Source organism: Sphingomonas sp. CFBP 13728, from assembly GCF_014841895.1.
GTDB lineage: Bacteria > Pseudomonadota > Alphaproteobacteria > Sphingomonadales > Sphingomonadaceae > Sphingomonas.
Genome location: NZ_JACYUS010000001.1, coordinates 612115 through 638190 on the forward strand (window position 1 = coordinate 612115; position 26076 = coordinate 638190).

General features: G+C 65.9%; 28 protein-coding genes. 18 read left to right on the top strand and 10 right to left on the bottom strand.

Annotated features, from left to right (window positions below; translation table 11 throughout):
- The first annotated feature begins 89 nt into the window (after positions 1 to 89).
- The 3 genes from IFT67_RS02535 (at position 90) to IFT67_RS02545 (ending at position 3451) form a co-directional block, all read left to right on the top strand.
- Positions 90 to 1271, top strand: coding sequence for an acyl-CoA dehydrogenase family protein (locus tag IFT67_RS02535; protein ID WP_192144925.1), 1182 nt, complete (start codon positions 90 to 92; stop codon positions 1269 to 1271).
- A gap of 91 nt (positions 1272 to 1362) precedes the next feature.
- Positions 1363 to 2490: an acyl-CoA dehydrogenase family protein gene (locus IFT67_RS02540; RefSeq protein ID WP_192144926.1), complete on the top strand. Its 1128-nt coding sequence runs from the start codon at positions 1363 to 1365 to the stop codon at positions 2488 to 2490.
- A 73-nt stretch (positions 2491 to 2563) separates the two neighbouring features.
- Positions 2564 to 3451 carry an acyl-CoA thioesterase gene (locus tag IFT67_RS02545; RefSeq protein WP_192144927.1) on the top strand — a complete coding sequence of 296 codons (888 nt, stop codon included), beginning with the start codon at positions 2564 to 2566 and terminating at the stop codon, positions 3449 to 3451.
- Between the two features lie 9 nt (positions 3452 to 3460).
- On the opposite strand, the gene IFT67_RS02550 is transcribed toward IFT67_RS02545, so the two are convergent.
- Positions 3461 to 5146: an amidohydrolase gene (locus IFT67_RS02550; protein WP_342450535.1), complete on the bottom strand. Its 1686-nt coding sequence runs from the start codon at positions 5144 to 5146 to the stop codon at positions 3461 to 3463.
- Positions 5143 to 5997: an NAD(P)-dependent oxidoreductase gene (locus tag IFT67_RS02555; RefSeq protein ID WP_192144928.1), complete on the bottom strand. Its 855-nt coding sequence runs from the start codon at positions 5995 to 5997 to the stop codon at positions 5143 to 5145. The genes IFT67_RS02550 and IFT67_RS02555 overlap by 4 nt, the downstream gene beginning before the upstream one ends.
- A gap of 57 nt (positions 5998 to 6054) precedes the next feature.
- Here IFT67_RS02555 and IFT67_RS02560 point away from each other — a divergent pair, with 57 nt between their 5' ends.
- Both IFT67_RS02560 and IFT67_RS02565 read left to right on the top strand, forming a co-directional pair.
- Positions 6055 to 7314 carry a threonine ammonia-lyase gene (locus IFT67_RS02560; protein WP_192144929.1) on the top strand — a complete coding sequence of 420 codons (1260 nt, stop codon included), beginning with the start codon at positions 6055 to 6057 and terminating at the stop codon, positions 7312 to 7314.
- 127 nt (positions 7315 to 7441) lie between these two features.
- Positions 7442 to 8218, top strand: coding sequence for an arginyltransferase (locus IFT67_RS02565; protein ID WP_192144930.1), 777 nt, complete (start codon positions 7442 to 7444; stop codon positions 8216 to 8218).
- Between the two features lie 69 nt (positions 8219 to 8287).
- On the opposite strand, the gene IFT67_RS02570 is transcribed toward IFT67_RS02565, so the two are convergent.
- From IFT67_RS02570 to IFT67_RS02585, 4 genes are all read right to left on the bottom strand, one after another.
- Positions 8288 to 9097, bottom strand: coding sequence for a transglutaminase family protein (locus tag IFT67_RS02570; RefSeq protein ID WP_192144931.1), 810 nt, complete (start codon positions 9095 to 9097; stop codon positions 8288 to 8290).
- The gene (locus tag IFT67_RS02575) at positions 9097 to 10032 is read right to left on the bottom strand and encodes an alpha-E domain-containing protein (protein ID WP_192144932.1); all 936 of its coding nucleotides are present in this window, start codon (positions 10030 to 10032) and stop codon (positions 9097 to 9099) included. The genes IFT67_RS02570 and IFT67_RS02575 overlap by 1 nt, the downstream gene beginning before the upstream one ends.
- The gene (locus IFT67_RS02580; RefSeq protein WP_192144933.1) at positions 10032 to 11558 is read right to left on the bottom strand and encodes a circularly permuted type 2 ATP-grasp protein; all 1527 of its coding nucleotides are present in this window, start codon (positions 11556 to 11558) and stop codon (positions 10032 to 10034) included. Before IFT67_RS02580 ends, IFT67_RS02575 begins: the two co-directional genes overlap by 1 nt.
- Positions 11559 to 11680: 122 nt before the next feature.
- Positions 11681 to 13729: a protein-disulfide reductase DsbD family protein gene (locus tag IFT67_RS02585; protein WP_244647139.1), complete on the bottom strand. Its 2049-nt coding sequence runs from the start codon at positions 13727 to 13729 to the stop codon at positions 11681 to 11683.
- 108 nt (positions 13730 to 13837) lie between these two features.
- Between IFT67_RS02585 and IFT67_RS02590 the strand changes: the two genes are divergently transcribed.
- The gene (locus IFT67_RS02590) at positions 13838 to 15466 is read left to right on the top strand and encodes an alkaline phosphatase family protein (RefSeq protein WP_192144935.1); all 1629 of its coding nucleotides are present in this window, start codon (positions 13838 to 13840) and stop codon (positions 15464 to 15466) included.
- Positions 15467 to 15686: 220 nt separating this feature from the next.
- Here IFT67_RS02590 and IFT67_RS02595 read toward each other — a convergent pair whose 3' ends face one another.
- The gene (locus IFT67_RS02595) at positions 15687 to 16607 is read right to left on the bottom strand and encodes a right-handed parallel beta-helix repeat-containing protein (RefSeq protein ID WP_192144936.1); all 921 of its coding nucleotides are present in this window, start codon (positions 16605 to 16607) and stop codon (positions 15687 to 15689) included.
- Positions 16608 to 16844: 237 nt separating this feature from the next.
- Between IFT67_RS02595 and IFT67_RS02600 the strand changes: the two genes are divergently transcribed.
- Positions 16845 to 18053, top strand: a complete 1209-nt coding sequence (locus IFT67_RS02600) for a cation:proton antiporter (RefSeq protein ID WP_192144937.1) — start codon at positions 16845 to 16847, stop codon at positions 18051 to 18053.
- Positions 18054 to 18173: 120 nt separating this feature from the next.
- On the opposite strand, the gene pspF is transcribed toward IFT67_RS02600, so the two are convergent.
- On the bottom strand, positions 18174 to 19211 hold the full coding sequence (gene pspF / locus IFT67_RS02605) for a phage shock protein operon transcriptional activator (RefSeq protein WP_192144938.1): 1038 nt from the start codon (positions 19209 to 19211) through the stop codon (positions 18174 to 18176).
- A 172-nt stretch (positions 19212 to 19383) separates the two neighbouring features.
- On the opposite strand from pspF, the gene IFT67_RS02610 reads away from it, so the two are divergent.
- From IFT67_RS02610 to IFT67_RS02650, 9 genes are all read left to right on the top strand, one after another.
- The gene (locus IFT67_RS02610) at positions 19384 to 19527 is read left to right on the top strand and encodes a hypothetical protein (protein ID WP_192144939.1); all 144 of its coding nucleotides are present in this window, start codon (positions 19384 to 19386) and stop codon (positions 19525 to 19527) included.
- Between the two features lie 53 nt (positions 19528 to 19580).
- On the top strand, positions 19581 to 20246 hold the full coding sequence (gene pspA / locus IFT67_RS02615; RefSeq protein WP_055878009.1) for a phage shock protein PspA: 666 nt from the start codon (positions 19581 to 19583) through the stop codon (positions 20244 to 20246).
- Position 20247: 1 nt separating this feature from the next.
- Positions 20248 to 20535 carry an envelope stress response membrane protein PspB gene (pspB, locus tag IFT67_RS02620; protein WP_056058227.1) on the top strand — a complete coding sequence of 96 codons (288 nt, stop codon included), beginning with the start codon at positions 20248 to 20250 and terminating at the stop codon, positions 20533 to 20535.
- Between the two features lies 1 nt (position 20536).
- A complete protein-coding gene (pspC, locus tag IFT67_RS02625; RefSeq protein WP_056482352.1) occupies positions 20537 to 20920 on the top strand; it encodes an envelope stress response membrane protein PspC in 384 nt (127 codons plus the stop codon).
- 27 nt (positions 20921 to 20947) lie between these two features.
- A complete protein-coding gene (locus tag IFT67_RS02630; RefSeq protein WP_192144940.1) occupies positions 20948 to 21259 on the top strand; it encodes a bZIP transcription factor in 312 nt (103 codons plus the stop codon).
- 11 nt (positions 21260 to 21270) lie between these two features.
- Positions 21271 to 21555 carry a hypothetical protein gene (locus tag IFT67_RS02635; RefSeq protein ID WP_056058216.1) on the top strand — a complete coding sequence of 95 codons (285 nt, stop codon included), beginning with the start codon at positions 21271 to 21273 and terminating at the stop codon, positions 21553 to 21555.
- Positions 21556 to 21579: 24 nt separating this feature from the next.
- Positions 21580 to 21828 (top strand): hypothetical protein, encoded by a 249-nt coding sequence (locus tag IFT67_RS02640; protein ID WP_107961989.1) that lies wholly within the window; start codon positions 21580 to 21582, stop codon positions 21826 to 21828.
- An 11-nt stretch (positions 21829 to 21839) separates the two neighbouring features.
- A complete protein-coding gene (locus IFT67_RS02645) occupies positions 21840 to 22079 on the top strand; it encodes a hypothetical protein (protein WP_107961988.1) in 240 nt (79 codons plus the stop codon).
- Between the two features lie 198 nt (positions 22080 to 22277).
- Entirely contained in the window at positions 22278 to 22685 is a 408-nt protein-coding gene (locus IFT67_RS02650) for a SufE family protein (protein ID WP_192144941.1), read from the top strand.
- Between the two features lie 64 nt (positions 22686 to 22749).
- Here IFT67_RS02650 and IFT67_RS02655 read toward each other — a convergent pair whose 3' ends face one another.
- Together IFT67_RS02655 and IFT67_RS02660 are read right to left on the bottom strand one after the other, a co-directional pair.
- Positions 22750 to 23097, bottom strand: a complete 348-nt coding sequence (locus tag IFT67_RS02655; RefSeq protein ID WP_192144942.1) for an NADH-quinone oxidoreductase subunit NuoE family protein — start codon at positions 23095 to 23097, stop codon at positions 22750 to 22752.
- Positions 23094 to 23633, bottom strand: coding sequence for a J domain-containing protein (locus tag IFT67_RS02660; RefSeq protein ID WP_056058203.1), 540 nt, complete (start codon positions 23631 to 23633; stop codon positions 23094 to 23096). The genes IFT67_RS02655 and IFT67_RS02660 overlap by 4 nt, the downstream gene beginning before the upstream one ends.
- Before the next feature lie 216 nt (positions 23634 to 23849).
- On the opposite strand from IFT67_RS02660, the gene IFT67_RS02665 reads away from it, so the two are divergent.
- The gene (locus IFT67_RS02665; RefSeq protein ID WP_107961985.1) at positions 23850 to 25430 is read left to right on the top strand and encodes a SulP family inorganic anion transporter; all 1581 of its coding nucleotides are present in this window, start codon (positions 23850 to 23852) and stop codon (positions 25428 to 25430) included.
- The gene (locus IFT67_RS02670; RefSeq protein WP_192144943.1) at positions 25427 to 26065 is read left to right on the top strand and encodes a carbonic anhydrase; all 639 of its coding nucleotides are present in this window, start codon (positions 25427 to 25429) and stop codon (positions 26063 to 26065) included. Before IFT67_RS02665 ends, IFT67_RS02670 begins: the two co-directional genes overlap by 4 nt.
- Positions 26066 to 26076: the final 11 nt, after the last annotated feature.

The following is a 26076-nucleotide window of genomic DNA, read 5'->3' on the forward strand; positions in this document are numbered from 1 at the left end:
TGAGGGGTAGCCAAGCAGCGCAGCGCCCGGAACAGCCCCTCACCCCAGCCCTCTACCCGAAGGGGAGAGGGAGCAAGACGGAGAGCGACATGACCGACCTCGACACCTTCCGTACCGAAACCCGCGCTTGGCTCGCGGAAAACTGCCCGCCCGAGATGCGCAAGCCCGTGCGTTCGGAGGACGACGTCTGCTGGGGTGGGCGCCAGTTCAAGCCTTCGAGCCCGGCGCAGAAGGAATGGCTCGACAAGATGGCGGCCAAGGGCTGGACCGTGCCGGATTGGCCCAAGGCGTATGGCGGCGGTGGCCTGTCACCCGCAGAGACGAAGATCCTGCGCGAAGAGATGGCGGCAATAAAGGCACGCAACCCGCTCAATTCGTTCGGGATCTCTATGCTCGGGCCGGCATTGCTGAAATACGGCACCGAGGAGCAGAAGCTCGATCACCTGACCAAGATCGCGCGCGGCGAGATTCGCTGGTGCCAGGGGTATTCGGAGCCGAATGCGGGGTCCGATCTTGCCGGGCTTGCCACCTCGGCGGAGGACAAGGGCGACCATTATCTCGTCAACGGGCAGAAGGTGTGGACGTCCTATGCCGACAAGGCCGACTGGATCTTCTGTCTGGTCCGCACCGACAAGACCTCGAAGCAGGGCGGGATCAGCTTCGTGCTGTTCGACATGGCGTCGCCCGGCGTGTCGACCAAGCCGATCCTGCTGATCAGTGGCAATTCGCCGTTCTGCGAGACGTTCTTCGACAATGTCGAGGTGCCCAAGGTCAACCGCGTCTACGAGGAGAACAAGGGCTGGGACGTCGCGAAATACCTGCTCGGGCATGAGCGCGAGATGATCTCGGGGATGGGGCTGGCGTCGAGCGGCGGCAATCCGCTGATCGACGGGGCGATCGCGACCGTCGGGCTTGGGCATGACGGGCGGCTCGCCGATCCGCTGCTGCGCGCGTCGATCGCGTTGTTCGAGGTGCGCGCGAAAGCGTTCGGGGCGATGTCCGAGCGGTTCATCGACGAGCTGAAGGCGGGCAAGGCGCACCCGGCCCAGCCGAGCATGATGAAATATTACGGCACCGAGCTGAACAAGGGTCGGTACGAACTGATGATGGCGGCGGGCGGGTCGGATGCGCTCGAATGGGACAGCGATCGGTCGCGCGGCGGGGCGATCCCGCGGTCTTGGCTGCGGACCAAGGCGAACTCGATCGAGGGCGGGACGAGCGAGATCCAGCTCAACATCATCGCCAAGCGGATCTTGGAATTGCCTGCCTGACCTTTGACCGTTCTCCCGCGAAAGCGGGAGCCCAGAATCACGAACGCTGCGCGTGGGGCTCCTGGGCCCCCGCCTCCGCGGGGGAACCAGAATGCCACTGTATCTAGACGACGACCAGACCGTCCTTCAGGACACCATTCGCGATTTCGTCGCGGAGCACGCGCCCGTGAGCCACATGCGGGCGTTGCGCGACGCCGACGATGCGACCGGCTTCTCGCGCGATCTGTGGAAGCAGTTCGCGGAGATGGGCTTTACCGGCATCCTGATTGGCGAGGACCAGGGCGGGCTAGGGCTTGGTCATGTCGAGGCGGGCGTGGTGCTGGAGGAGATCGGGCGCAATTTGTCCCCCTCCCCGTTCCTCTCCACCGCGGTCGCCGCAGTCGAGGCGCTCAAAGGCACGGGGCAGGCCGAACGCTGGTTCCCCGGCATCATCGCCGGCGAGACCGTGGCGGCACTCGCGATCGACGAGGGTGCCAAGCACCGCGATACCGTGGCGATGACCGCCGAACGGTCGGGCAACGGCTTCAAGCTGACCGGCGCCAAGCGGTTCGTCACGCACGGCCACACCGCCGACCTGATCATCGTCGCCGCGCGCACCGGCGGTAGTGCCGAGGACCAGGACGGCATCACGCTGTTCGCGGTGCCGAAGGATGCTGCCGGGCTGACCGCAAACGCCGAACGCCTCGCGGATTCGAGTTTGGCCGCGCGACTCGAGTTCGAGGGCGTCGAGGTCGATGCGGACGCGGTGATCGGTGAGGTCGATGCGGGCCGTACCCCGCTCGACCGCCTGCTCCGCGCCGGGCGGACCGGGGCGTCGGCGGAGCTGCTCGGCGTTGGCGGCGGGGCGATGGACATGACGATCGGCTACATGAAGGAGCGCAAGCAGTTCGGGATGCTGATTGGCAGCTTCCAGGCGCTCCAGCACCGTGCCGCGCATCTGTATTCGGAGATGGAGGTGGCGCGCGCCGCCGTGCTCAAGGCGCAGCAACTGCTCGATCTCGGCAGCGACCGCGCGGACGAGGCGGTGTCGGTGGCGAAGGCGATGACTGCGCTGGCGACGACGCTCAGCGTGCAGGAGGGCGTGCAGATGCATGGCGGCATCGGTATGACCGACGAATACGACATCGGCTTCTATATGAAGCGCGCGCGGGTGCTGGCCGAGATGTTCGGGGATGCGAACTTCCATGCGGATCGGCTGGCCGTAGCCGCGGGGTATTGACCGTAGGGTGTGCCCCCGCGAAGGCGGGGGCCCAGTCTGGGCACCCGCCTTCGCGGGTGAACACGGAGGTCAGATGAGCTTGGATACTGCCGATACGTCGCCCGAAGCTCTCGCGCAGGGGCTCGTCGACCTGCTCGAGATCGAGGAGGTCGATACCGATCTCTATGTCGGGAAGCGTCAGCCGGGCGGGGTCGGTCGCGTGTTCGGCGGGCAGGTGATCGCGCAGGCGCTGCAAGCCGCGCAACGCTCGACCGAAGGCCCAAAGGCCGCGCACTCGCTGCACGCGTATTTCATGCGGCCGGGCAACGAGGATTACCCGATCGTCTACCGCGTGGTGCGCGACTTCGAGGGCCGGAGTTTCGCTACCCGGCGCGTGATCGCGATGCAGAAGGGGCAGCCGATCCTCAACATGGCGGCGTCGTTCCAGACGCCCGAGGATGGACTCCACCATCAGGACGTCATGCCCGATGTCGCACCGCCCGAAGACCTGCGCTCCGATCGCGAACTGCGCCTGGAGAGCATCGACGGCATCCCCGAGAAGTTCCGCGCGCACATGCTGCGCCAGCGGCCGATCGAGATCCGTCCCGTCAACCCGCGCAGCTGGATCGAGCCGGTTCCGCAACCCGCGGCGCATGCCAACTGGTTCCGCCTGGTCGCGCCGATCGGCGACGACCCGGCGATGCACCGCGCGATCCTGTCCTATGCGTCCGACATGGCATTGCTCGGTACCGCGCTGCTGCCGCACGGCGTCAACTGGATCACGCCGGGGCTGCAGACCGCGAGCCTCGATCATTCGCTGTGGCTGCACGAGGATTTTCGCGCGGACGACTGGCTGCTCTACGCCTGCGACGCACCGTGGTCCGGACATGCCCGCGGGTTCAACCGCGGGCGTATCTTCTCGCGCGACGGCCGGCTCGTCGCCAGCGTCGCGCAGGAGGGGTTGATCAGGATGCGCCAGTAATCCGCGCGGTTACTTGCGCACCCAGACCTTCTCCCCGCCGATCCACGTCTCGCTGACCTTCGTCGCGCGCAGGTCGGTCGGCGAGGCCATCGTCGGGTCGCGGTCGACGACGATGAAGTCTGCGCGCTGGCCGGGCGCGAGCGCACCGAACTGCTTCTCCGCAAAGCCTGCATAGGCGGCCGCGCCGGTCATCGCCCACCACGCCTGTTCGCGCGTGACGAGTTCCTGCGGCTGCCACCCACCCTGCGGCTGCCCGTCAGCATCCTGACGCGTGAAGGCTGCCGCCCACGTCGCGAACGGATCGGGCTTCTCGACCGGGAAGTCGGTCCCGAAGGCGAGCTTCGCGCCGTTGGTGAGCATCGATTTCCACGCATAGGCACCGGCCAGCCGGTTCGGCCCTAGCCGTGCCTCGGCCATCGTCCGGTCGCTGGTTTCATGCGTAGGCTGCATCGAGGCGATGGTGCCGAACTTGCCGAAGCGCGGCAGGTCGGTCGGGTCGACGATCTGCGCATGCTCGATCCGCCAGCGGCGATCGCCGGTATAGGTCTCGCTCTCGACCTGGATCGCGTCGAGCACTTCCCGATTGGCCTTGTCGCCGATCGCATGGACCGCGACCTGGAACCCGTCCATCGCCGCCCGGCTCATCTGGTTCTGAAGCTGGTCGTCGGTCAGGAAGCCGAGCCCCGACTGGCCGGGCGCATCGGCATAGGGCTTCAGCAACCACGCACCGCGCGACCCGAGCGCGCCGTCTGCATAGAGCTTCACGCCGCCCATCCGCAGGTGATCATTGTACAGCCACGGCGTCGGCCCCTTGCCGCCGATCCGGCTCGCGGTCTCGACGCCCATCGCATAGCTCATGATGCGGACACGAAGCCCGCCGATGTCCGCCATCCGGCGATAGGTCAGCCAGTCGTCGAGCGTCGTACCCATGTCGGCGACCGCGGTGATGCCGTAGCCCAGGAGGATGCGTTGCGCCGTCAGGAACGCGGCATCGCGCTCCTTGGGAAGCGGTTGCGGCACGACCTTCTCGATCAGTCCTTGCGCGCCGTCGACGAATACGCCCGCGGGGGCGCCGCCGGTCTTCTCGATCCGTCCGCCCGCCGGCGATACGGTCGAGCCGGTGACGCCGGCCTCGCGCATAGCCTCGCGGTTCGCCCAGCCGGCATGGCCGTCCGCGCGCGACAGCCAGATCGGGTGGCCGCCGGAAACCGACTCAAGGTCGGCGGCGGTCGGGAAGCGACCCAGCCCCCACGCCTCCTGGTTCCAGCCGCGGCCCAGGACCCATTTGCGATCGGGGTTGCCGGCGATGTAGGCGGCGATCCGCGACTTCGCCTCGTCGAGCGACTTGGTCATCGACAGGTCGAGCGACAGCGCGCCGAAGCCCATCTCAAGGACGTGGCCATGCGCGTCGATGAAGCCCGGCAACACCGTCTTGCCACCCATGTCGACGCGCCAGTCGTACAGCGGCTTGCCGGCGTTCTTCTTCAATTCCTTGCGACTGAGCTTGGGGGCCTCCTCGCCAGGGGGGACGAGACGCGTGACGCGACCATCCTTGTCGACCAGGATCGCCTTGAAGTGGATCACGCGTCCGCCGTCAGCAATGGTGACACCGTTGACGTTGTCGACGATCCCGTCGGCAAGCGCGGGGGTTGGAAGCAGCGCGAAGATGGCTGCGGAGATCAGGTAACGCTTCACTTCGGCAATCTCCGTACCAGCGCGCTCGTATCCTGCCGAGCGCCGCCCATCGCCTGAACATCGGCGTAGAATTGATCGACCAGCGCCGCGACCGGCAGCACAGCGCCGTTGCGTCGCGCCTCGTCTAGGGCCAGCCCGAGATCCTTGCGCATCCAGTCGACCGCGAAACCGAAGTCGAACTCGTCCTTCGCCATCGTCGGCCAGCGATTGACCATCTGCCAGCTCTGCGCCGCGCCGCCCGAGATCGCCTCGAACACCTTGTCGAGATCGAGCCCGGAGTTTTGCGCGAACCGCAGCGATTCGGCGACGCCCTGGATCACGCCGGCAATCGCAATCTGGTTGCACATCTTGGTCGTCTGGCCCGCGCCTGCCTCGCCGACGTGAACGATGCGTGCGGCATAGACCTGCATAAACGGTTCGGCCTTTGCCATCGCCTCGGTCGAACCGCCGCACATGATCGAGAGCTTGCCGTTCTCCGCGCCAGCTTGTCCGCCCGATACCGGTGCGTCGACTACCAGCGTGCGCTCGCCCGCGAGCCGCCGCGCGATCGAGGCGGAGACCGTCGTGTGATCGACGAACACCGCGTCCTCGCGCATCGCCGCGAACGCACCGTCGTCGCCCAGAGTGACCGACGCCAGATCGTCGTCGTTGCCGACGCAGGCGAACACCGCGTCGGCATCCTTGGCCGCGGCAGCCGGCGTGTCGGCAACCTTGCCGCCATATTTATCGGCCCATGCCAACGCCTTGGCCTTAGTTCGATTATAGACGGTGACGTCGTGCCCTGCCGCGGCGAGGTGTCCCGCCATCGGCGCGCCCATGACGCCGGTTCCGATGAATGCCAGTTTTGCCATAGCGTCCGCGCATAAGCGGTGTTTCCCACGCGCGCCAGATGGTCTAGCGGGTCGGACATGGCTACCCACGCTGCCGTAGCGGCACCCACCCTCCCCGTCTCGATCGACGACGTCCGCGTCGCGCATGACCGGATCCGCGACTCGATCGTCCGCACGCCGACGCTGATCAGCAAGACGCTGAGCAAGATGACCGGCGCGACGGTGTATCTGAAGTTCGAGAACCTCCAGTTCACCGCGGCGTACAAGGAGCGCGGCGCGCTCAACACGCTGTTGCAGCTGTCGGCCGAAGCGCGCGCGAAGGGCGTCATCGCCGCGTCGGCGGGCAATCACGCGCAGGGCCTCGCCTATCATGCCAACCGCCTGGGCATTCCGACGACGATCGTGATGCCGACCAACACGCCGACCGTGAAGGTCATGCAGACCGAGGGCCACGGCGCCAACGTCGTGCTGCACGGCGAGACGTTCGACGCGGCCTATGCCCACGCTCGCATCCTCGAAGGCGAGTGCGGCTTCACCTTCGTCCACCCGTTCGACGACCCGCGCGTCATCGCAGGGCAGGGCACCGTCGCGATCGAGATGCTGCAGGACGTGCCGCAGCTCGATACTCTGGTCATCCCGATCGGCGGCGGCGGGCTGATCTCGGGCATGTCGACGGTCGCGCGAGCTTTGAGCGAAGCGCCGGGCGGTCACCCGATCGAGGTCGTCGGCGTGCAGGCCGAGTTGTTCCCGTCGATGTACAACCGCATCAACGGCACGGACATGGCGTGCGCGGGCGATACGCTGGCCGAGGGCATCGCGGTCAAGGAGCCGGGCGCGATCACCTCGAAGATCGTCGCCGAACTGGTCGACGAGATCGTCCTCGTCAGCGAACGCAGCCTGGAAGAGTCCGTCAGCCTGCTGCTCCAGATCGAGAAGACCGTGGTCGAGGGCGCCGGTGCCGCCGGGCTCGCCGCGCTGCTCTCGCATCCCGAGCGGTTCGCGGGCAAGACCGTCGGCATCGTGCTGTGCGGGGGCAATATCGATACGCGCCTGCTCGCCAACGTGCTGTTGCGCGATCTGGCGCGGTCGGGGCGGCTCGCGCGGTTGCGCATCCGGTTGCAGGACAAGCCCGGCGCGCTGTTCCATGTCGCGCGGATCTTCGACCAGGAACGCGTCAACATCATCGAGATCTATCACCAGCGCGTCTTCACGACGTTGCCGGCGAAAGGGCTCATCACCGACATCGAATGCGAGCTCCGCGACCGGGCGCACCTCGATCGGCTGGTGGGGGCATTGCGGGCTGGCGGGTACGAGACGTCGACCGTCGAGCTGGCGTGATCCCATTCTGATACGGCGATTTACCGCGTTTACCGACATTCGTGGTAAACCGATTGCACGTCGCCGCAGGGCGGCCATATACGGGGCGACGCGGCTGCTCGCGCCTGCCTGAAGGACTTTCCGCTCGGTGACCGCGCCCTTTCGTTTCCCGCGCTTCTTCGTCACCAGCCCTGCGCCGTGCCCGTATCTGCCGGATCGTCAGGAGCGAAAGGTGTTCACCGAACTGACCGGTCCGCACGCGAACGAACTGAACGATGCGCTCGGCCGGATCGGCTTTCGTCGCAGCCAGGGCGTGGCGTATCGGCCGTCCTGCTCGGGGTGTACGGCGTGCGTCTCGGTCCGCGTGGTGACCGATGAGTTCGTGCCCAACGCGACCCAGCGCAAACTGCTGAAGCGGCTCGGCGATATCGAGATTACCGCGTGCAAGGCTTGGGCGACCGACGAGCAGTTTCAGTTGCTCCGCCGTTACCTCGGCACGCGCCATCCCGGTGGCGGGATGGCCGGGATGGACGAAGACGACTATGCCGACATGATCGAGCATTCGCCGGTCAATTCGGTGATCGTCGAGTACCGCGATCGGTCGGTCGACGGCGTGCCGGGAGCGCTGATTGGCGCCTGCCTGACCGATCGCCAGGCGGACGGCCTCTCGATGGTCTACAGCTTCTTCGCGGCCGACGACACGTCGCGACCGGGGCTCGGCAACTTCATCATCATGGACCATATCCTGCGCGCCCGCGATGCGGGGCTGCCGTACGTGTATCTCGGATATTGGGTAAAGGGCTCGCCGCGGATGGAGTACAAGACGCGGTACCGGCCGCTGGAAGTGTTGGGCCCGGCGGGGTGGCGGCGGCTGGAGGATGTGGATCTGGTAACGCCGCCAGCACGGGTCGCGGCACTGGCGTAACCCACGTCTTGTTCTTCCTGCCAAGGCAGGGAGCCAAGTCTGGGTCCCTGCTTTCGCAGGAAAGCAACCTCAGTCCTCGCGTTGGACCACCACGTCGACGTCGAGTTCCTCGCCACCCTCGCCCAGCCGCGAGCCCGCCACCGGCGCCGCTCCCGCCGCATCGAGCGCCATCGCGACGCGAACGTAATGCTCCTCCGGCGACATCCCCGTGCAGGGATCGAAGCCTACCCAGCCCAGCCCGTCGACGAACGCCTCCGCCCAGCCGTGCGGCGTGGGCAGATGCACGACCTCGTGATCGTTGTGATGATAGCCGGACACATACCGCGCGGGCGCGCCGAGCGAGCGTGCGGCGACCGCGAACATCTGCGCCATGTCACGCGGCGTCGCGCTGTCCTCGCGAAATGCCGCGGCGGCGGTCCGCCCCGGTTCCGGACGACCGGCATCGAAGACGAACTGCTTGTGCAACGCGCGGTTCAACCGGTGCAGCGCCCCGATCCGGTCGCGCGCGCCGACCGCCGCATCGGCAGCGAACTCGGCGATCGTCGCATCCGGCGCCGTAGCCTCGGTCGAGCGCAGATAGACCGCGGGCGGCAAGGTCTCGTGGACGCCGTGCAATACGCCGTCCGAATGGCTGGTCAGCACCTCGCCCGTCACGGTGATCTCGATCCCGTCGACCGGCCCCTCGGCGTACAACATCGTCACCGCGTTGCCGAAGCCGTCCCTGCCCGGCCGCAGCCTGGCGTCGCAATCGACGTCGATCCGCCACGACGCCACGGTCTGGTCATGCGTGTTCTCGGGCGTCAGCCGGAGCATCTGGACGAGCCGGCCCTGCGGCTGGCTGAAGCGGTAGATCGTGTGGTGATCGATCGACAATCGCATCAAAGGAACTTGAACTGGCGACCAATCGCGCCGTGCAGCAGCGCGTTCTCGGCGATGAAGGCTTGCAGATACTGATGCAGCCCCGACGAGATCACTTCGCCGGATCGGGTCTTACCCATCCGGCTCGCGCGCATCCGTGCCATCCTGTCCGCCTCCCCGTGGTTGCCCGTGCGTTTCGCCAGCAGGTTCAGCACGTCGACCGTCTCTTCGACCGACGCGGCGAGGCTTCGCGGGAGTTCCGCGCGGGCCAGCAACAGGTCGATGACGTCGGCAGGCCGCAGACCGTCATTATACAGCCAGCGATAGGCGGTCACCGCGGAGACGGTCTGGAGGATCGTCGTCCACTGGTCGCGATCAATTGCACCGCCCAGGCGTTCGCCCTCAGGCAACAGGATGTGGTATTTGACGTCGAGCAGACGCGCGGTGTTGTCCGCGCGCTCGACCGCCTGTCCGAGGCGGATAAACCACGTCGTCTGGTTGCGCAGCATGCGGTGGACCGCGCCCTCGAACCCGCGTGTCTCGTTCTTGACAGCCTCGACCAGGTTCATCTGGTCGGTCGTGCTGCGCGGCGTCGTCCGGTTCTCGAACAGCAGCCACGCGCGATTTATCGCGGTCCAGGCCTCGCGGGTCAGCGCAGTACGCACTGCCTTGGCGTTGTTGCGCGCCATGTCGACGCAGCGGACGATCGAACCGGGATGACTCGAATCGAGCGTCAGGAAGCGGACCACCTCGGTCTGGGTCATGCCGGCGCCGAGCGCAGCGAACGGCTCCTCGGTTTCGGTGACGGCGAGTGCGGACGCCCACGCCGCTTCGCCGGCCGGCTGGGAAGACAGCACATCGAGGCGTACGGTGGCCTCGACCAGCCGCGCGATGAAGTCGGCGCGCTCGAAATAGCGCCCGAGCCAGTAAAGCGACGATGCGGTGCGCGAGAGCATCAGGAGTCCGCTCCCGGCGATGGCAGCATCGTACCGAGCGATTGCGACATGCCACCCATCGTCTGCGTCATCCCGCCCGCCGCTATGCGCTGCGATTGATCCGCCATCAGCACGAAACTGTCCTTGGTCCCGCCACCCTGGCTCGAATTGACCACCAGCGATCCCTCCTTGAGCGCAACGCGCGTCAGGCCTCCGGGCACGACTTGCACGCCCTTCGAGCCGGTCAGGACGAACGGGCGGAAATCGACGTGCCGGGGGCTCAAACCGCCGTCCGCCATCGTCGGAACGGTGGACAGGGCAAGCGTGGGCTGTGCGATGTAGCGATGCGGTTCGGCGATCAGCGCGGCGCGGAAATCCTCGATCTCCTGCTTCGACGCGGTCGGGCCGACCAGCATGCCGTAGCCGCCAGAGCCGTCGACCAGCTTGACGACGACATGTTCTAGGTTGTCGAGGACGTACTTCAGCGCCTGCGGTTCGCGGCAGCGCCAGGTCTCGACGTTGCGGAGCTTGCACTCGCCGCCCGAGTAGAATTTCACGATGTCGGGCATGTAGCTGTAGATCGCCTTGTCGTCGGCGATGCCGTTGCCCGGCGCATTCATGATCGCGACGTTGCCCGCCGCATAGGCTGCGATGAGCCCGGGCACGCCGAGCGCCGAATCCGGACGGAACACGAGCGGATCGAGATAGTCGTCATCGATCCGGCGATAGATCACGTCGACCTTCACCCGGCCGGCGATCGTCCGCATCCACACGACGTCGTCGTCGACCACGAGATCCGCGGCCTCGACGAGCTCGATCCCCATCGAATCCGCTAGGAAGCTGTGCTCGTAATAGGCGGAGTTGTAGTGACCGGGGGTCAGCAAAACACACGTCGGGTTGGAGCCGGTGCCGTGCGGCGCGACCGACTTCATCGTCTCGAGCAGGCGGTCGGGATAGCTGTCGACCGCCGCCACACGGAATTCGCGGAAGAGTTCGGGGCAGAGGCGAAGCATCGCCTCGCGGTTTTCGAGCATGTAGCTGACACCGGACGGCGTTCGCGCATTGTCCTCGAGCACGAAGAAGTCGTCGGGCCCGGTGCGGACGAGATCGATGCCGCAGATATGCGCCCAGATGCCATGCGGCGGCCGCATGCCGGCGATCTCCGGCCGGAACTGCGCGTTGCCGAGCACGAGGTCCTCGGGGAGGATGCCCTCCTTCAGGATGCGTCGTTCGCCGTAGATGTCGTCGAGGAACGCGTTGATCGCCTCGACGCGCTGGACCAAGCCCTCCGAAAGCCGCGTCCATTCGTCGTGGAGGAACACGCGCGGGACGATGTCGAACGGGATGATCCGCTCGGCCGCCTCGTTTTCGCCGTACACCGCAAAAGTGATCCCGAGCTGCCGGAACGTCGTCTCGGCAGCTTCCTGACGGCGACGCAGTTCGGCGTCAGGCGTATCCTCGATCCACTTGCACAATGCCGCCAGTTCGGGCCGGGCGGTCGTATCGCCCGGTGTCCCCATGATTTCGTCGAACGCTTGTTTCCCCATCGAAACGGTCAATTCCCCATCAAGCGTTGCGGTTCCATGCTGCAACGCATCGCTGCGCTGCACAAGTCCTTCTGTGTACTGGTATTCACCCGATCCTCCCCCATCGGGAAGAAGATCGTATCTTAGGCGCCCAGGCCTTCGAGCAGGCCTGGCGTGAGGACCTGCGGGAGGACGGTGGGTTCGGCTGCGCCCGGCGCGTAGTATAGATACAGCGGCACGCCGGCGCGGTTGTGGCCCTGGATGAAGCGGCCCATCACTGGGTCGCCGTCGGTCCAGTCGCCGATCAGCGCCGCGACGTTGTGCTTGGCGAAGGCGTCGCGGACGCCGGCGGTGTCGATCGCCGCCTTCTCGTTGACCTTGCACGTCAGGCACCAGTCGGCCGTGAAGTACACGAATACCGGACGCTTCTCGGCGCGCAGCGAGGCGAGCTTGGCCTCGGTGAACGCCTCGTCGCCTGCGGTGGCGGTCTTGGCGGCGACCGGCGGCGCGCGTGAGATTAGCACCGCGCTGCCGACGAACACGACGAGCAGCAGAACCTGCGCCACCACGCCGAACGACTTGCCCTTGCGCTGGCGCGAGCCGCCGATCCACAGCACCGCGCCGATCGCCAGCACCGCGACCAGCGCGAGCGTCAGCGTGTCCACCCCGGTCTGGCGCCCGAGCACCCAGCCGAGCGCGATCGCAGTCAGGAACATTGGCACCGACAGGATGTGTCGGAACGTCTCCATCCATGCGCCGGGCTTTGGCAGCCACCGCCGCCACGCAGGGATGAACCCGATCGCAAGGAACGGGAGCGACAAGCCGATCCCGAGCCCGCCGAACACGGCGAGCGCCGCCGGCCACGGCAGCACCAGCGCCGCGCCGAGCGCTGCGCCCATGAACGGACCGGTGCACGGCGTCGCGATGAACGCCGCCAGCGCGCCGGTCGCGAACGCGCCGCTCGCTCCACTCTCACCTGCGAAGCGCGGGGTCGGCACCTCGAACAGCCCGGCGAGGTTGAACGCGATCGCGGTGCTCAGCAGTAGCAGTGCGACGATCGCGCCGGGATGCTGCAACTGGAACGCCCAGCCGACCGCCGATCCGCCTGCGCGCAAGGCCAGGATCGCACCGCCGAGCCCGAGGCAGACCAGCACGACGCCCGCGGTGTAGGCCAAGGCTTCCCCCCGCGCGTCCTTCTCGCTCGCGCCGCCACGGGCGAGGCTCAGTGCCTTGAGGCTGAGGATCGGGAAGACGCACGGCATGATGTTGAGAATCAGCCCGCCGAGCACTGCGCCGGCGAATGCGATCAGCGCAGTCAGCCAGAGGCTCTCGCCGCTCGCGCTGGTCGCATCGCCGCCGGCCGCTTCGGCCACCGCACCGGGCGTTGCCTTGACGCCGAGCCCCTGACCGTCGCCGATCCGGAGCACGCCCTCGATCGGTCCGCCAGCCTTGGCGTTCGCGGCGACCTTGGTACTGATCGTCAGTCGGTCGCCGTCGCGCGTGACCGCCTGAGCCGCGCCATTCTCGATCGCGCCGGTGGTGACCGGGAAGAAATACGCCTTGTCGATCTTTGCGCCTGCGGGGAACGGCACCGCGATCCGCATCGTCCCGTTGCTCGTGGCGTAGGTCGCGCCGGCATCGAGCGGCTTGGGGATCGCCTGACGCCAGCCCGCGAACTCGGCGGCCCGCGATGGCGCGCCATCACCGATCGTGAGGTCGAGCGAGAGCGCCTTCTCTTCGGGTACGCAGATCGTCGCCGAGCAGACGAGGTAGCTCGTCTTCAGGCGGATGGAGAATTTCGACCCCGCCGCCAGCCCCGCCGGAACCTGGATCGTCACGACCGGCGCATAGGGCGCCTCGTAGACATAGTTCATCAGGCCAGCGATCAACAGCGTCGTCGGCACCGGCCATTCGGGCTCGCCCGCCTTTGCGCCTGTCGGCAAGGTCCAGTCGAACGTCGCCGGAAAACCCGCGTCGCCGGGGTTGCGCCAATAGCCGTGCCAGCCAGTCTCGGGCGTCGTCGCGAGCGCGATCGTCAGCGGCGCGCCGGCCTTCGGGTGATCGCTTTCGGCCACCAGCTTCATCATCAGATGCTGGCTGGAGCCGTTCAGCGATTCCGCAATCGCGGGCGCGCTTGCCAGCCCGCAGACGGCCAGCAAGACCGTCATCACGGCGCAACGTAATCCGCGCATGGCCATCCTTGTTTCGTTCATCGCACAAAGCCATAGCGGTGACGATCTCGTATTGCACTTCAAAGCGACGGCCGCGCTCGATGGTCATCGCTGTCTAAAGGACTGTTCGTGAAAGCACTTATCGCCGCGCTCCTGCTGACTTCGGCCGCTTCGGTCTCTGCCCAGACGGCGGCGTCCCCCGCGGCGACCCCCACGACTCCGCCAAAACTGATCGTCGCGATCTCGGTCGACCAGTTCGCCGCCGACCTGTTCCAGCAATATCGCAATCACTATACCGGCGGCTTCACCCGGTTGCTGAACGGCGCGGTGTTCCCGAGCGGGTATCAGAGCCATGCCGCGACCGAGACGTGCCCCGGTCACTCGACGATCCTGACCGGGATGCGGCCCGCGCATACCGGGATCATCGCCAACAACTGGGTCGATCAGCGCGCCGGGCGGCCCGACAAGATCGTCTACTGCTCGGAGGACGAGCGCGTCACCGGCAGCACGCACGACAGCTACACCGTGTCCGACATGCATCTGAAAGTGCCGACGCTGGGCGAGATGATGAAGGCGCGCGATCCGCGGACGCGGTCGGTGTCGGTCGCCGGAAAAGACCGCGCGGCGGTGATGATGGGCGGCCACAAGGTCGACGAGCTCTGGTGGTGGGACGGCAAGACGTACGTTTCGTATGCCGGTCGCGCGGTGCCGCCGGCAGTGCAGCGGACGCGCGACGCGGTCGCCGCGCTCATCGCCAAGCCGCAGGCGGCGCTCCCCCTGCCCGGCTATTGCGCAGGTGTGAACCATCCGATCGTGATCGCGGGCAAGACCTACGGCCAGGGGCGCTTCGAGCGCGAGGCCGGCGACGCGAAGGGGTTCCGCGTGTCGCCGGCATCCGACGCCGCGGTGTTCGCAATGGCGGCGGCGCTGGTGCAGGACATGAAGCTCGGCAAGGGGCCGCAGACCGACATCATCGATATCGGCGCGTCGGCGACCGATTATGTCGGGCATACCTACGGCACGCAGGGCACCGAGATGTGCATCCAGATGGCCGAGCTCGACAAGACGCTGGGCGATTTCTTCGCGGTGATGGATGAAACCGGCGTCGATTACGAGGTGGTGCTGACCGCCGACCACGGCGCGCATGACGCGACCGAGCGCCAGCAGCAGCGTGCGATGCCGATGGAGGCGCACATGGACGAGAACGTCCTCGCCAAGCAGGTCGGCACTGCGATCGCCAAGGACATGGGGCTGCCGGGGAGCGTGCTGCTGGGGACGGAAGGCGACGTGTATATCGACGACACGCTGCCGGCGAAGACGCAGGCGAAGGTGCTTGCGGAGGCGTTGCGTCGGTATCGCGCGATGCCGCAGATAGCGGGTGCCTACTCGGCAGCGGAGATCATGGCGACGCCGATGGCGAAGTCTCCGCCTGAGACGTGGACGCTGATCGAGCGGGTGCGGGCGTCGTTCTATCCCGAGCGGTCCGGTCAGATGGTGGTGCTGCTCAAGCCGCGCGTGACGACGATCGTGTCGCCGGCGGGTGGCTATGTGGAGACGCACGGGTCGCCGTGGGATTACGACCGTCGCGTGCCGATCCTGTTCTGGCGCAAGGGGATGACCGGGTTCGAGCAGCCGCTGTCGGTGGAGACGGTGGATATCGTGCCGACCTTGGCGGCGACGATCGGGTTGCCGGTTAGTGGGCTAGACGGGCGGTGCCTAGATCTCGATCCGAGTGCTGCGAGTACGTGCGCTAACTGAGCACCGCGCCTTACCGACAAGCTTGTTCTTCCGCGAAGGCGGGGGAACAAGCTGGACTCCCGCCTTCGCGGGAGAACAAATCTTTTGGGTGGGCGCTGCTTCCCTCGAAAACCGTCATCCTAGCGAAAGCTGGGATTTCCTCATGACCGCGCGAGCCCATCCCAACCGGGATACCGCAGGTTTCGCTGGGGTGACGAACAGTGGGTAGACGCGGACCAACTCAGCGCGTCTCGAACGGCCGCAACCCTGCCCCCAGACGGTTCGCCCCGATTACCAGCTTGTCGTGGCTATAGTCCGCGACGAATGCCGGGCTGGTCGCATCGCCGGGCGACAACCGCGCATCATTCCCTTCGATCCGCAACCCGGTCGAGCCGAACGTCTTGGCCTCTGCCGCCACGACGATCAGGCCGCTGTGATTCTCCTTGTGCGAACCCTGCACGAACGTGTTGCGTGCGATCAGGCCGGTGCCGCCATCGGACAGATCGATCATGTAGTTCGTCTTGCGGCCACCCGTATCGTCGAAGCTGTTGTCGGTGATCGTCACCGTCGGGCTACGCAGCTTGACGTAATGCCCGCCAGTGCCGCGCTCGAACCGCGAGTTGGTCACCGTCACGCTGCCGTCATTGGCGAGGTAGATCGCATGCGAACAGCCCGGCGAGACGTCGCACTGGCCCAGCCCGGAGAAGGTGGAGCGATCGACCGTGATCCGCTTAGTCGTCGGCCCGCCGCCCAATATGCCTTCCTGGCTGTTGAGGAACATCGAGTTGGTCACCGTGAGGTTGCCCATTTCGATCCGGATACCGGCGCCATTGCCGTCGCGCACGCTGTACCCGCGAAAGACGATGCCATCGACCGCCGAGCCGAGCCCGCGCAGGACGAACGCTGCCTTCCCCTCGCACGCGACGCTGTCGAAGATGGCGGTCCCGGGCTGTACGGCCTTGAAGGTGATGTGCCCGCCCGCCTGCACCGCGCACTGCCGGTACGTGCCGGGCGCGATCAGGATCGTCGCCGTGCCCTGCTGGATCGACGACACCGCGTCCTGGAGGTTCGCGAACCCCTGGCCGTTGACGGTGAACGGCGCATTGGTCTGCGCCAGCGCCGGGACGGAGAGCAGCGCAAGCGCCAGCAACGATCGTTTCATGGGACGTCCTTTCACGGTCACGATGCGCCTACCAGCCGGGGCGGTACGATGCGGCTCGAGGACTATCACCCGCGATCGATCGGCCCAACACCCGCCAGCACACTGCGTGTCCCGGAATGGCGCAAAAGGTTCGGTTCAATCCCGTCGCAACGGCGTATTGCCGCTACCGTCCGATCCGCATAATACCGCTACCGTAACAAAGCCGGCGGGGGGAACCGATCGGCGCGGGGGATCCACATGCACGCCATGACGCCGACGGAGGTCTTCCTCCTCGCGATACTCATCATCTTCACCGTGCCGTATCTGGTGTGGAGGCTTGGGCGGACCGATTACTGGGCGCCGCTGGTGGTCGTGCAGATCTTCGGCGGCATCCTCCTCGGGCCGGGGGTGCTCGGCGCGGCGTATCCCGACTATTACGCGACGGTCTTCACGCCTGCGACGTTGGGCTCGCTGAACGGCATCGCGTGGTGGGCAGTCATGATGTTCGTGTGGGTCGCCGGTATCGAACTCGATCTCGGCGAGGCGTGGAAGCGCCGCGGAGAGACCGGCGTGACGGCGGGGCTGGCGCTCGCAGTGCCGCTGATCACCGGCAGCATCGCGGCGGTGCTGATGTTGCGCTACCCAGGGTGGCGTGGGCCGGACGGCGCGACATGGCAGGTGGTGCTCGGTATCGGCATGGCGTGCGCGGTCACCGCCCTGCCGATCCTTGTGCTGTTTCTCGAAAAGCTCGACGTGCTGCGCGAGCCGATCGGCCAGCGGATCCTGCGCTATGCGAGCCTCGACGACATCGCGATCTGGGGCGTCCTCGCGCTGATCCTGCTCGACTGGGAGCGTGTCGGTCGTCAAGGCGGCTTCCTGGTCGGATTCGCCGTGGCGACGCTGATCGTGCGGAAACTGATGGCGCGGATCGAGGAGCGTGATCGCTGGTATGTCAGCCTGATCTGGCTGGCCGGCTGCGGGTTCGCGGCGGACTGGGCGGGGCTGCACTTCATGGTCGGTGCGTTCCTGTCGGGCGCGGTGCTCGATTCGAAATGGTTCACGACCGCGAAGATGGACCAGTTCCGTCACTTCGTGCTGCTCGCGGTGATGCCGGTGTTCTTCCTGTCGACCGGGTTGAAGACGCAGTGGGCGGTCGGCGGTTACGCGGTGTTCGGCGCGGCGGCGTTGCTGCTCGTCGCCTCGGTAGGCGGCAAGCTGGCCGGGGTTCATGCCGCCGGGCGTATCCTGAAGTGGCGGCCGGGCGAGGCTTCGGCGATCGGCTGGCTGCTTCAGACCAAGGCGCTGATCATGATCATCTTCGTCAACATCCTGCTGGATAAGAAGATCATTACGAATGAGACGTTCACCGCGCTGCTATTGATGGCGCTGGCCAGCACGATGCTAACGGTGCCGATCGTTGCGCCGAAGTTGAAGAAGCTGGCGGGGTTGGTGGGGAAGAGCGCCTGAGCAAACTAAGCAGCGAGCATCCCGATACTGTTCCCCCGCGAAAGCGGGGGTCCAGGAGCCAAGACCGGTATCGTTCGCAACCCTGGGCTCCCGCCTTCGCGGGAGAACGAAGAAAATAGGTCAGCCTCCCGCGTTCAGCAGGTCGTGGCGTTTCAGCGCATGACGGAGTTGGTCGTAGCTCAGGCCTAGTGCTTCAGCTGTGGCGCGCTGGTTGAAGCGGTGTTCCGACAGCGCGCGCGAGAGCAGATCGCGTTCGAAGCGGGAGACGCGGGACTTGAAGTCCGAGGGGCCTTCTTCGCACGCGACGACCGGGTCTTCGCCTTCCTCCGGTTCGGCGGGACGCGGCGCCACAACCATAGGCTTAGGCGCGGTCGAAGCACCGGGCCGGTGTGGCGACTGGAACGGGTCGATCTCGATCGCGTCGATCGGCCCCGCCTGTTCCCAGCGATACACCGCGCGTTCGACGACGTTGCGGAGTTCGCGGACGTTCCCCGGCCAGCGATAGGCTATCAGCGCATCCATCGCCGCCGGGCCAAACCCCTCCCAGCGCTCGCGGCCGAGCTCCGACGCCATCCGCCGGCCGAAATGCTCTGCCAGCACCACAACGTCCCCGGTCCGCGCGCGCAGAGGCGGCAACGTCACCACCTCGAATGACAAGCGGTCTAGCAGATCGGCACGAAACTCGTGCCGGTCGACCTTGTCCGGCAGATGCTCGTTGGTCGCCGCCACGATCCGCACATCGACGCGCATCGGCCGCGATGAGCCGATCCGCGTGATCTCGCCATATTCGACCGCGCGCAACAGCCGATCCTGCGCGGCCATCGACAGCGTGCCGAGTTCGTCGAGGAACAGCGTGCCGCCATCGGCCTCCTCGAACCGCCCTACCCGCGCCTTGGTCGCACCGGTGAACGCGCCCGCCTCGTGTCCGAACAATTCCGCTTCGATCAGCGTCTCGGGCAGCGCCGCGCAGTTCATGATGACCAGCGGCTGATCCCACCGCGGCGACAGGCGGTGGAGGCGTTCGGCGACCAGTTCCTTGCCCGTGCCACGCTCGCCGATCACCAACACCGGGCGATCCAGCGCCGCCGCCCGCGATGCGCGTTCGAGCGCCGCCATGAACGTGCCGGACTCGCCGATGACCTGGGTTGTTCGCTCCATGGCGAAGATGTGGCGCGAATTCCCAACTCTTGGCAAGCTTCCGGTACCGACCCAGCGGCGAGAATCGCGCAAACCCCTGCAATTCCGCCATTTTCGAAACTGGCACGAGAGATGCAAAGCTTCAGGCAACCCGCCGAATAGCGGAACCAACCATCCTTAAAGGGGACCCACCATGTTCAACACCAACATCGCCCGCACCGTCGCCGCTACCCTCTGCACCATCGTCGTCAGCGCAACCTGCGTCCTCGGCGCAGTCGGCCCCGCGATCGCAACCAACGCAACGCCCATCGCGGCAACCACCGCAATCGTGGCATAAGACCCCGACGGACTCGCTGAGAGCCTCGGGCCGACCCCTGGAGTAGGATTTACATGGGCATCTTTTCCCGCACCCGCGACATCGTCGCCGCCAACTTCGCCGATCTCATCGAGAAGGCCGAAGATCCGTCGAAGATGATCCGCATGATCATCCTCGAGATGGAGGAGACTTTGGTCGAGGTTCGCGCCTCCGCCGCGCGCACCATCGCCGACCAGAAGGAGATGCGCCGCCATATCTCGAAGTTGGAGCAGCTCCAGGACAACTGGACCGAAAAGGCCGAATTGGCGCTGAGCAAGGACCGCGAGGACCTCGCCAAGGCAGCCCTGGTCGAGCGCCAGAAGGCATTCGACATGGCCGAGCAGTTGAAGGCCGAGGTCGGCGTGCTCGACGATGCGCTCCGCGCGTCGGAGGAGGACATCGCCAAGCTCCAGACCAAACTTCGCGAGGCACGCACCAAGCAGAACGCGGTGCAGACCCGGCTGGAAAGCGCGAACAACCGGACGCGACTTCGCGAGATGTACAACGGCCCGAAGACGCACGAGGCGTTCAGCCGCTTCGACATCCTCGACCGCCGCGTCGACGAGGCCGAGGGCCGCGCGGATGCGATGGGGCTCGGGGTCGTCAAGACGCTCGAAGAGGAAATCGCCGAGCTGCGCAGCAACGACAAGGTCGATGCCCAGCTCGCCGCGCTGAAAGCGCGCATGAAGAAGGACGATTGAGATGGATGACCTGATGCCCGTTCTCGTCTGCGCCGTGCTCTTCATCGGGCTGCCGTGGGTGATCCTGCACTACATTACCAAGTGGAAGCAGGCGCCGCGGATCACCGAAGAGGATGAACGCCTGCTCGACGAGATGCAGATGCTCGCCCGCCGCCTCGAAGACCGCGTGATGACCGTCGAACGGATCATCGCCGCCGATAACCCCGACTGGAAGCCGGGCCTCGGCACGACGCAATCGCCGTATCTGTCGGACCATCAGTCCGACCGCACTTCTGATCGGAGGAACTGAGATGTCCGGCAGCCGCACACAGTTTTACCTCGATAAGCAGAATGCCAAGTGGAAGGGCGTCTGCGCCGGGATCGCCGACTATACCGGCGTCGATGCGCTCTTCGTCCGGGTCGGCATGGTCGTCCTGACGCTCGCCGGGGGCTTTCCCTGGACGCTGCTGGCCTATTGGATGGTGGCCTGGATGGGGCATGCCAAGCCGATCGGGCTGTACGAGACACCCGACGACGCGAAGTTCTGGCAGGGCGTCCGCTCGAACCCAAAGCGCTCGACCGCCGAGGTCCGCAGCAAGTTCCGCGACATCGACCGCCGCCTCGCCGACATCGAGACGCACTATACCAGCCGCTCAAGCAACAGCCTCGCGGCAGAGATCGACAGCCTGCGCTGAGACGCGGCGTCAACAGGGAGAATGACTATGGCTTGGGGTGGACCAGGTTTCATTATCGCCATTATCGCGATCACGACCGTCGGCTGGATCGTCAACAACTGGATCCGTACGAAACACGGCTATCCGCCGAGCGACGACTGGGGCAGCTCGATGAACTGGGGCGGCGGGCACAAGCAGGACCCGGCTGGCGAACGAAAGGTCGAACTGCTCAGCAGCGAGAATGAGCGCCTCACCGGCCAGGTTTCCCGCCTCGAGGAGCGGATCGCGGTCCTCGAGCGCATCGCCACCGATCCCGCCGAGCGCACCGCTCGCGAGATCGACGCCCTCCGCGACCGCTGAAGGACACGATCATGCTCAGCCCCTTGCTCATCCCGATCCTCGGCATCTGCTGCGGACTGCTCGCGATCTTCGGCGGTGTCTTCGTCAGGCCCTGGTTCGCGTATCGGCATCGCCGCATGGAACTCGACGCGCAGATGATCGCCGAGAAGTCCGCGCAATATGCGGCGCATACCGACCGCCTCGAACAGCGCGTCCGGGTGCTCGAACGGATCGTCACCGACCGCGGGATCGAGCTCTCGAACGAGATCGATTTGCTCCGCGATACGGGTCCCGCGACCGAACGCCTGGCCAACTAGACCGACCCGTTAGGAGACAAGATCATGAATGGTGGACAGGTGATGGTCGTGATGATCGTCCTGATCGTGATGATTACCGGCATCTTCAAATCGCGCCTCAAGAGTGCGCGACACGGCGAGGCGCAGTCGCTGATGAACGATCCCGAGGCAGCCCGCCTCCGCGACGAGGTGCAGCAGATGAAGGAGCGGATCCAGGTGCTTGAGCGCGTGATTACCGACAACCACAAGAGCGTCGATCTCGACCGAGAGATCGAACGGCTCCGCGACCGCTAGAGGAGGCGGACATGATCGAAGCGAACCTTTACATCACGCTCGCGCTGGCGAGCCTTGCGGGCCTCGCGATGATTGTCGCAGGCGGATTGGCCGGATGGCGCGGGTGGCTCTCACTGCGGCGGATGGAACTGGACCAGATGCAGGACGGTCGCATGCCGGTCGCGGTATCGACCGGATCGCGGATCGAGATCGCGGATCTGAAGGAGCGGATCAAGAAGCTCGAGGCGATCGCTGCCGGGGTGGATCTTTAAGCCTCGCCAAAACCACACGACCACCCCGGCGAAGGCCGGGGCCCAGTTGGTGAGGTGGCAATAATGGCGGACCGCACCTGGCCATCGCCGTCCCCCAACTGGGCCCCGGCCTTCGCCGGGGTGGTATTAACCAAAGATACGCCTCTGGTTTGTTCCGCGGTGTTGAAGCGCTGAAGCCGAACCGCTACCGACCACCCAATGCCCACTCTCACCGACATTCGCGAGGAATACGACTTCCTCGAACCCGACGATCGTTACCGCCTGTTGATCGACCTCGGCAAAGAGCTCGAACCGATGCCGGATGCGCTCAAGACCGATGCGACGTTGGTGCGGGGGTGTTCGGCGTCGGTTTGGGTCTATCCGACCACGACCGATGATGGCCGGCTCCACTTTCTCGCGGATTCGAATGCGGCGATCACCAAGGGGATCATCGCGCTGGTGTTGCTGACGGTGCAGGATCAGACTCCCGGCCAGATCGTGTCGACCGACATCAAGGCGGAACTGGCGCCGTTCGATCTGAGCAAGCAATTAAGCTCGAACCGGACTCAGGGTATCCCGAACATGATCGCATTGATCCGGGAGACGGCCGAGCGGTACGCAGGGTAACGCGAGAACCGTGCCCTCACCCTTCCCACCCGGCAAGCGCCGGGCGGGCCCCTTCCCTCTCCCCTCAGGGGAGAGGGAGAGACGCCGGAGGCGGCGAGGGTGAGGGCACGCTGGCGGGTTCGCTGAGCGTTGAGACGACCTCGGTCACGTCTGCACCAGCCGGCACCAGCATCCACCGGTCCGGCCGGGCGCCATCGACCATCACCACCGCGTTCTTCGGGCAAACGCCAAGACACTTCACCTCGACCACGCCGCGATCCGACTTGCGGCCCTTCTTGACGCCGAGTGCCTGACGCAACAGCTTCACGAGCGACATCCGGCCCTTCTCGCCGAACCCGCCGTGCAGCTTCTTCGAGCATTTCCCGCAGACCAGAACGCTACCCTGCCAGCGACTGGCGAGGACACGGATCACGCCGGTTTCCACGTCCGCTGGTCTTCGGCCACCTTCAGAACCTCGTATGCTGCCTGCACGCCCTGAAACCGCTTCGCCGCGTCCTTGTCGTTCGGGCGGACATCCGGATGATTCGCCTTCGCCATTCGCCGCCACGCCGCACGGACGTCCTCGAAGGTCGCGTCGGGCTCGAGGTCGAGCACCTCCAGCGCGCGCATCTCGTCACGCGATCGGCTACCGTCACCCGAACCGGCCCAGGCATAATGTTTGGGATCGGTATAACCATCGGCGGTGCGCGTCTCCGCCGCTTCGCGCTCGGCCGCTTCCTCCGCGCTCAAACCTTCGAAATAATTCCAGCCGCGATTATATTCGCCCGCGTGGTTCATGCAGAAATACCAGCGATCGGGGCTGTTGGGCGATTTCGGTGCCGGACAGTTCCCGGGCTCGTTGCAGCCATGCCGGTCGCACAGCCGGACGGTCACCGCCTCGGTGCTCGCGCCATACTCGCGCCAGCGCGGGAAACCCCAGTCGGAAGATCGTGTCGTGCTTCTCGCCATAGCGGCCCGAGATAGGCGTCCCCGCGGACAACGCAACCGCACGCGGTGATCGCGAGCGAAAGTCCCGCGTTCCGACAATCTCCCGCAGCGCAACATTCCGCCTTGAGTCAGCCACCGTTCATCGCTTACTGAACATGAACTATTTGTCATGTGGCATGGATAGACGCGTCCGGGTCGGACGTATTCCCAGCCGACACCTCAGCGACAGGAGCATCGGTGCCGACTCTCATTCCAAGGCTTACCACATGGCGCGCGGATCTTCCCGCCTCCATCGTCGTCGCGCTCGTCGCGCTGCCCCTCTGTCTCGGCGTCGCGCTCGCCTCGGGTGCTCCGCTATTCGCGGGCGTCATCTCGGGGATCGTCGGCGGTATCGCGGTCGGCCTGTTCTCGAAGTCGCCGCTGTCGGTCAGCGGCCCAGCGGCGGGCCTGACCGTGATCGTACTCACCGCGATCGAAAGCATGCCGAGCTACCAGATGTTTCTGATGGCGGTCGTGCTGGCCGGCGTGCTCCAGATCTGTTTCTCGCTGACCCGCGCCGGCATCCTCAGCGAATTCGTGCCGTCGTCGGTCATCACCGGCATGCTCGCCGCGATCGGCCTGATCCTGATCCTCAAGCAGATTCCGCACGCCGTGGGATTCGACCGGGAAGCGGAGGGCATCTTCGAATTCACCACCGCGAACGGCATCAACACGTTCGCGCGGATCTTCGACAGCCTGAGCGCTGCCGTCACGCCGGGTGCGATCCTGATCGCCTCGGTCAGCCTTGCCTTCCTGTTCTGGTGGGACGGCGCCAAGCCGAAGAACGGCCCGTTGCGTTTCGTCCCCGGCCCGCTGGTCGTCGTGCTGATCGGCATCTTCGGCAACGTCCTGCTTGGCGCGGTGAAGCCCGAATGGCAGCTCAAGGCGACGCACCTCGTCCAGGTGCCGATCACGCAGACATTGTCGCAATTCCCGTCGCTGTTCACCTTCCCCGATTTCTCCGGGATCACGATGGGCATCGTCTGGAGCAGCGCCGTGACGCTCGCGATCGTCGCCAGCCTCGAATCGCTGCTGAGCGTCAAGGCGGTCGACGAGATCGATCCGCGTCGTCGCTCGACCGACAAGAACTGGGAACTGATGGCACAGGGCGGCGGCAATATCCTGTCCGGCCTGATCGGCGGCCTGCCCGTCACCTCGGTGATCGTGCGCTCATCGGCGAACGTCGATGCCAAGGCCGAAAGCAAGCTGTCGACGATGCTGCACGGCTTCTGGCTGCTGGTCAGCGTCGCGCTGATCCCGGCGGTGTTGAACCTGATCCCGCTGTCGGCGCTCGCCGCGGTCCTGATCGCGACGGGCTACAAGCTGACCAAGCCCAAGTTGTTCACCGAGCGTTACAAGCAGGGCTGGACCCAGTTCATTCCGTTCGTCGTGACGGTCGCCGCGATCCTGTTCACCGACCTGCTCGAAGGCATCCTGATCGGCATGGTCGTCGGCTTCGTGTTCGTGATCGCGCGCAATTTCCGTACCGCGATCACCTTCGCATGCGACGATGAGGACTGCCTGGTCCGTGCCCGCCGCAATTTGTACTTCATCCACAAATACGAGTTGCAGAAGTCACTCGACCGGGTGCCCGACAACGCCAACCTGTTGATCGACCTGTCGTCGACCAGTTACGTCGACCTCGACAACGTCGACATCATCAACGCGTTCATCAAGGGCGCCGAGTATCGCGGCATCACCGTACTCATCCGCGGCGATCTCGCGTTGCGCACGGTCAAACTGATCAACGCCCCCCAGACCGAGGTCCGTTTCGCATGAGGCAGTACAAGCAGCTCCTGCTCGCCAACAAGGCGTGGGCGGCCGAGATCATCGAAGAGAGCGCCGACTTCTTCCAGCGCCAGCTGGTCGGCCAGAACCCGGAGTTCCTGTGGATCGGCTGCTCGGACAGCCGCGTCGGGCCCGAGCAGATGACGATGACGCCACCCGGCAACATGTTCATCCACCGCAACATCGCCAATCTCGTCAATCCCGACGACATGAACCTGATGTCGGTGCTCGAATATGCGGTGGACGTGCTCGGCGTGCGGCATATCATCATCTGCGGGCATTACGCGTGCGGTGGGATCCGTGCGACGGTCGATGGCCGCACCACCGGCGCCGTCGACGCGTGGCTCGCCCCCGCGCGCTGCGTCATGCACGACCATGCCGACGAGATCGACGCGCAGCCCGACCGCGAGCAGAAGGTCAACCGGCTGGTCGAGGTCAACGTCCGCGACCAGCTCCTCCGTCTCGCGCGCACGGCCACCATCCAGGGCGCGTTCGCCCGCGGGCAGGAAGTGCTGCTCCACGGCTGGGTCTACGACATCCGCGACGGGCTCATCAAACCGATGATGGAGATCGACTCGACGACCGTGCTGGAAGAGGTCGGCAGACCGGACAAGGTGCTGGTGTAGGCGGGCTGGTC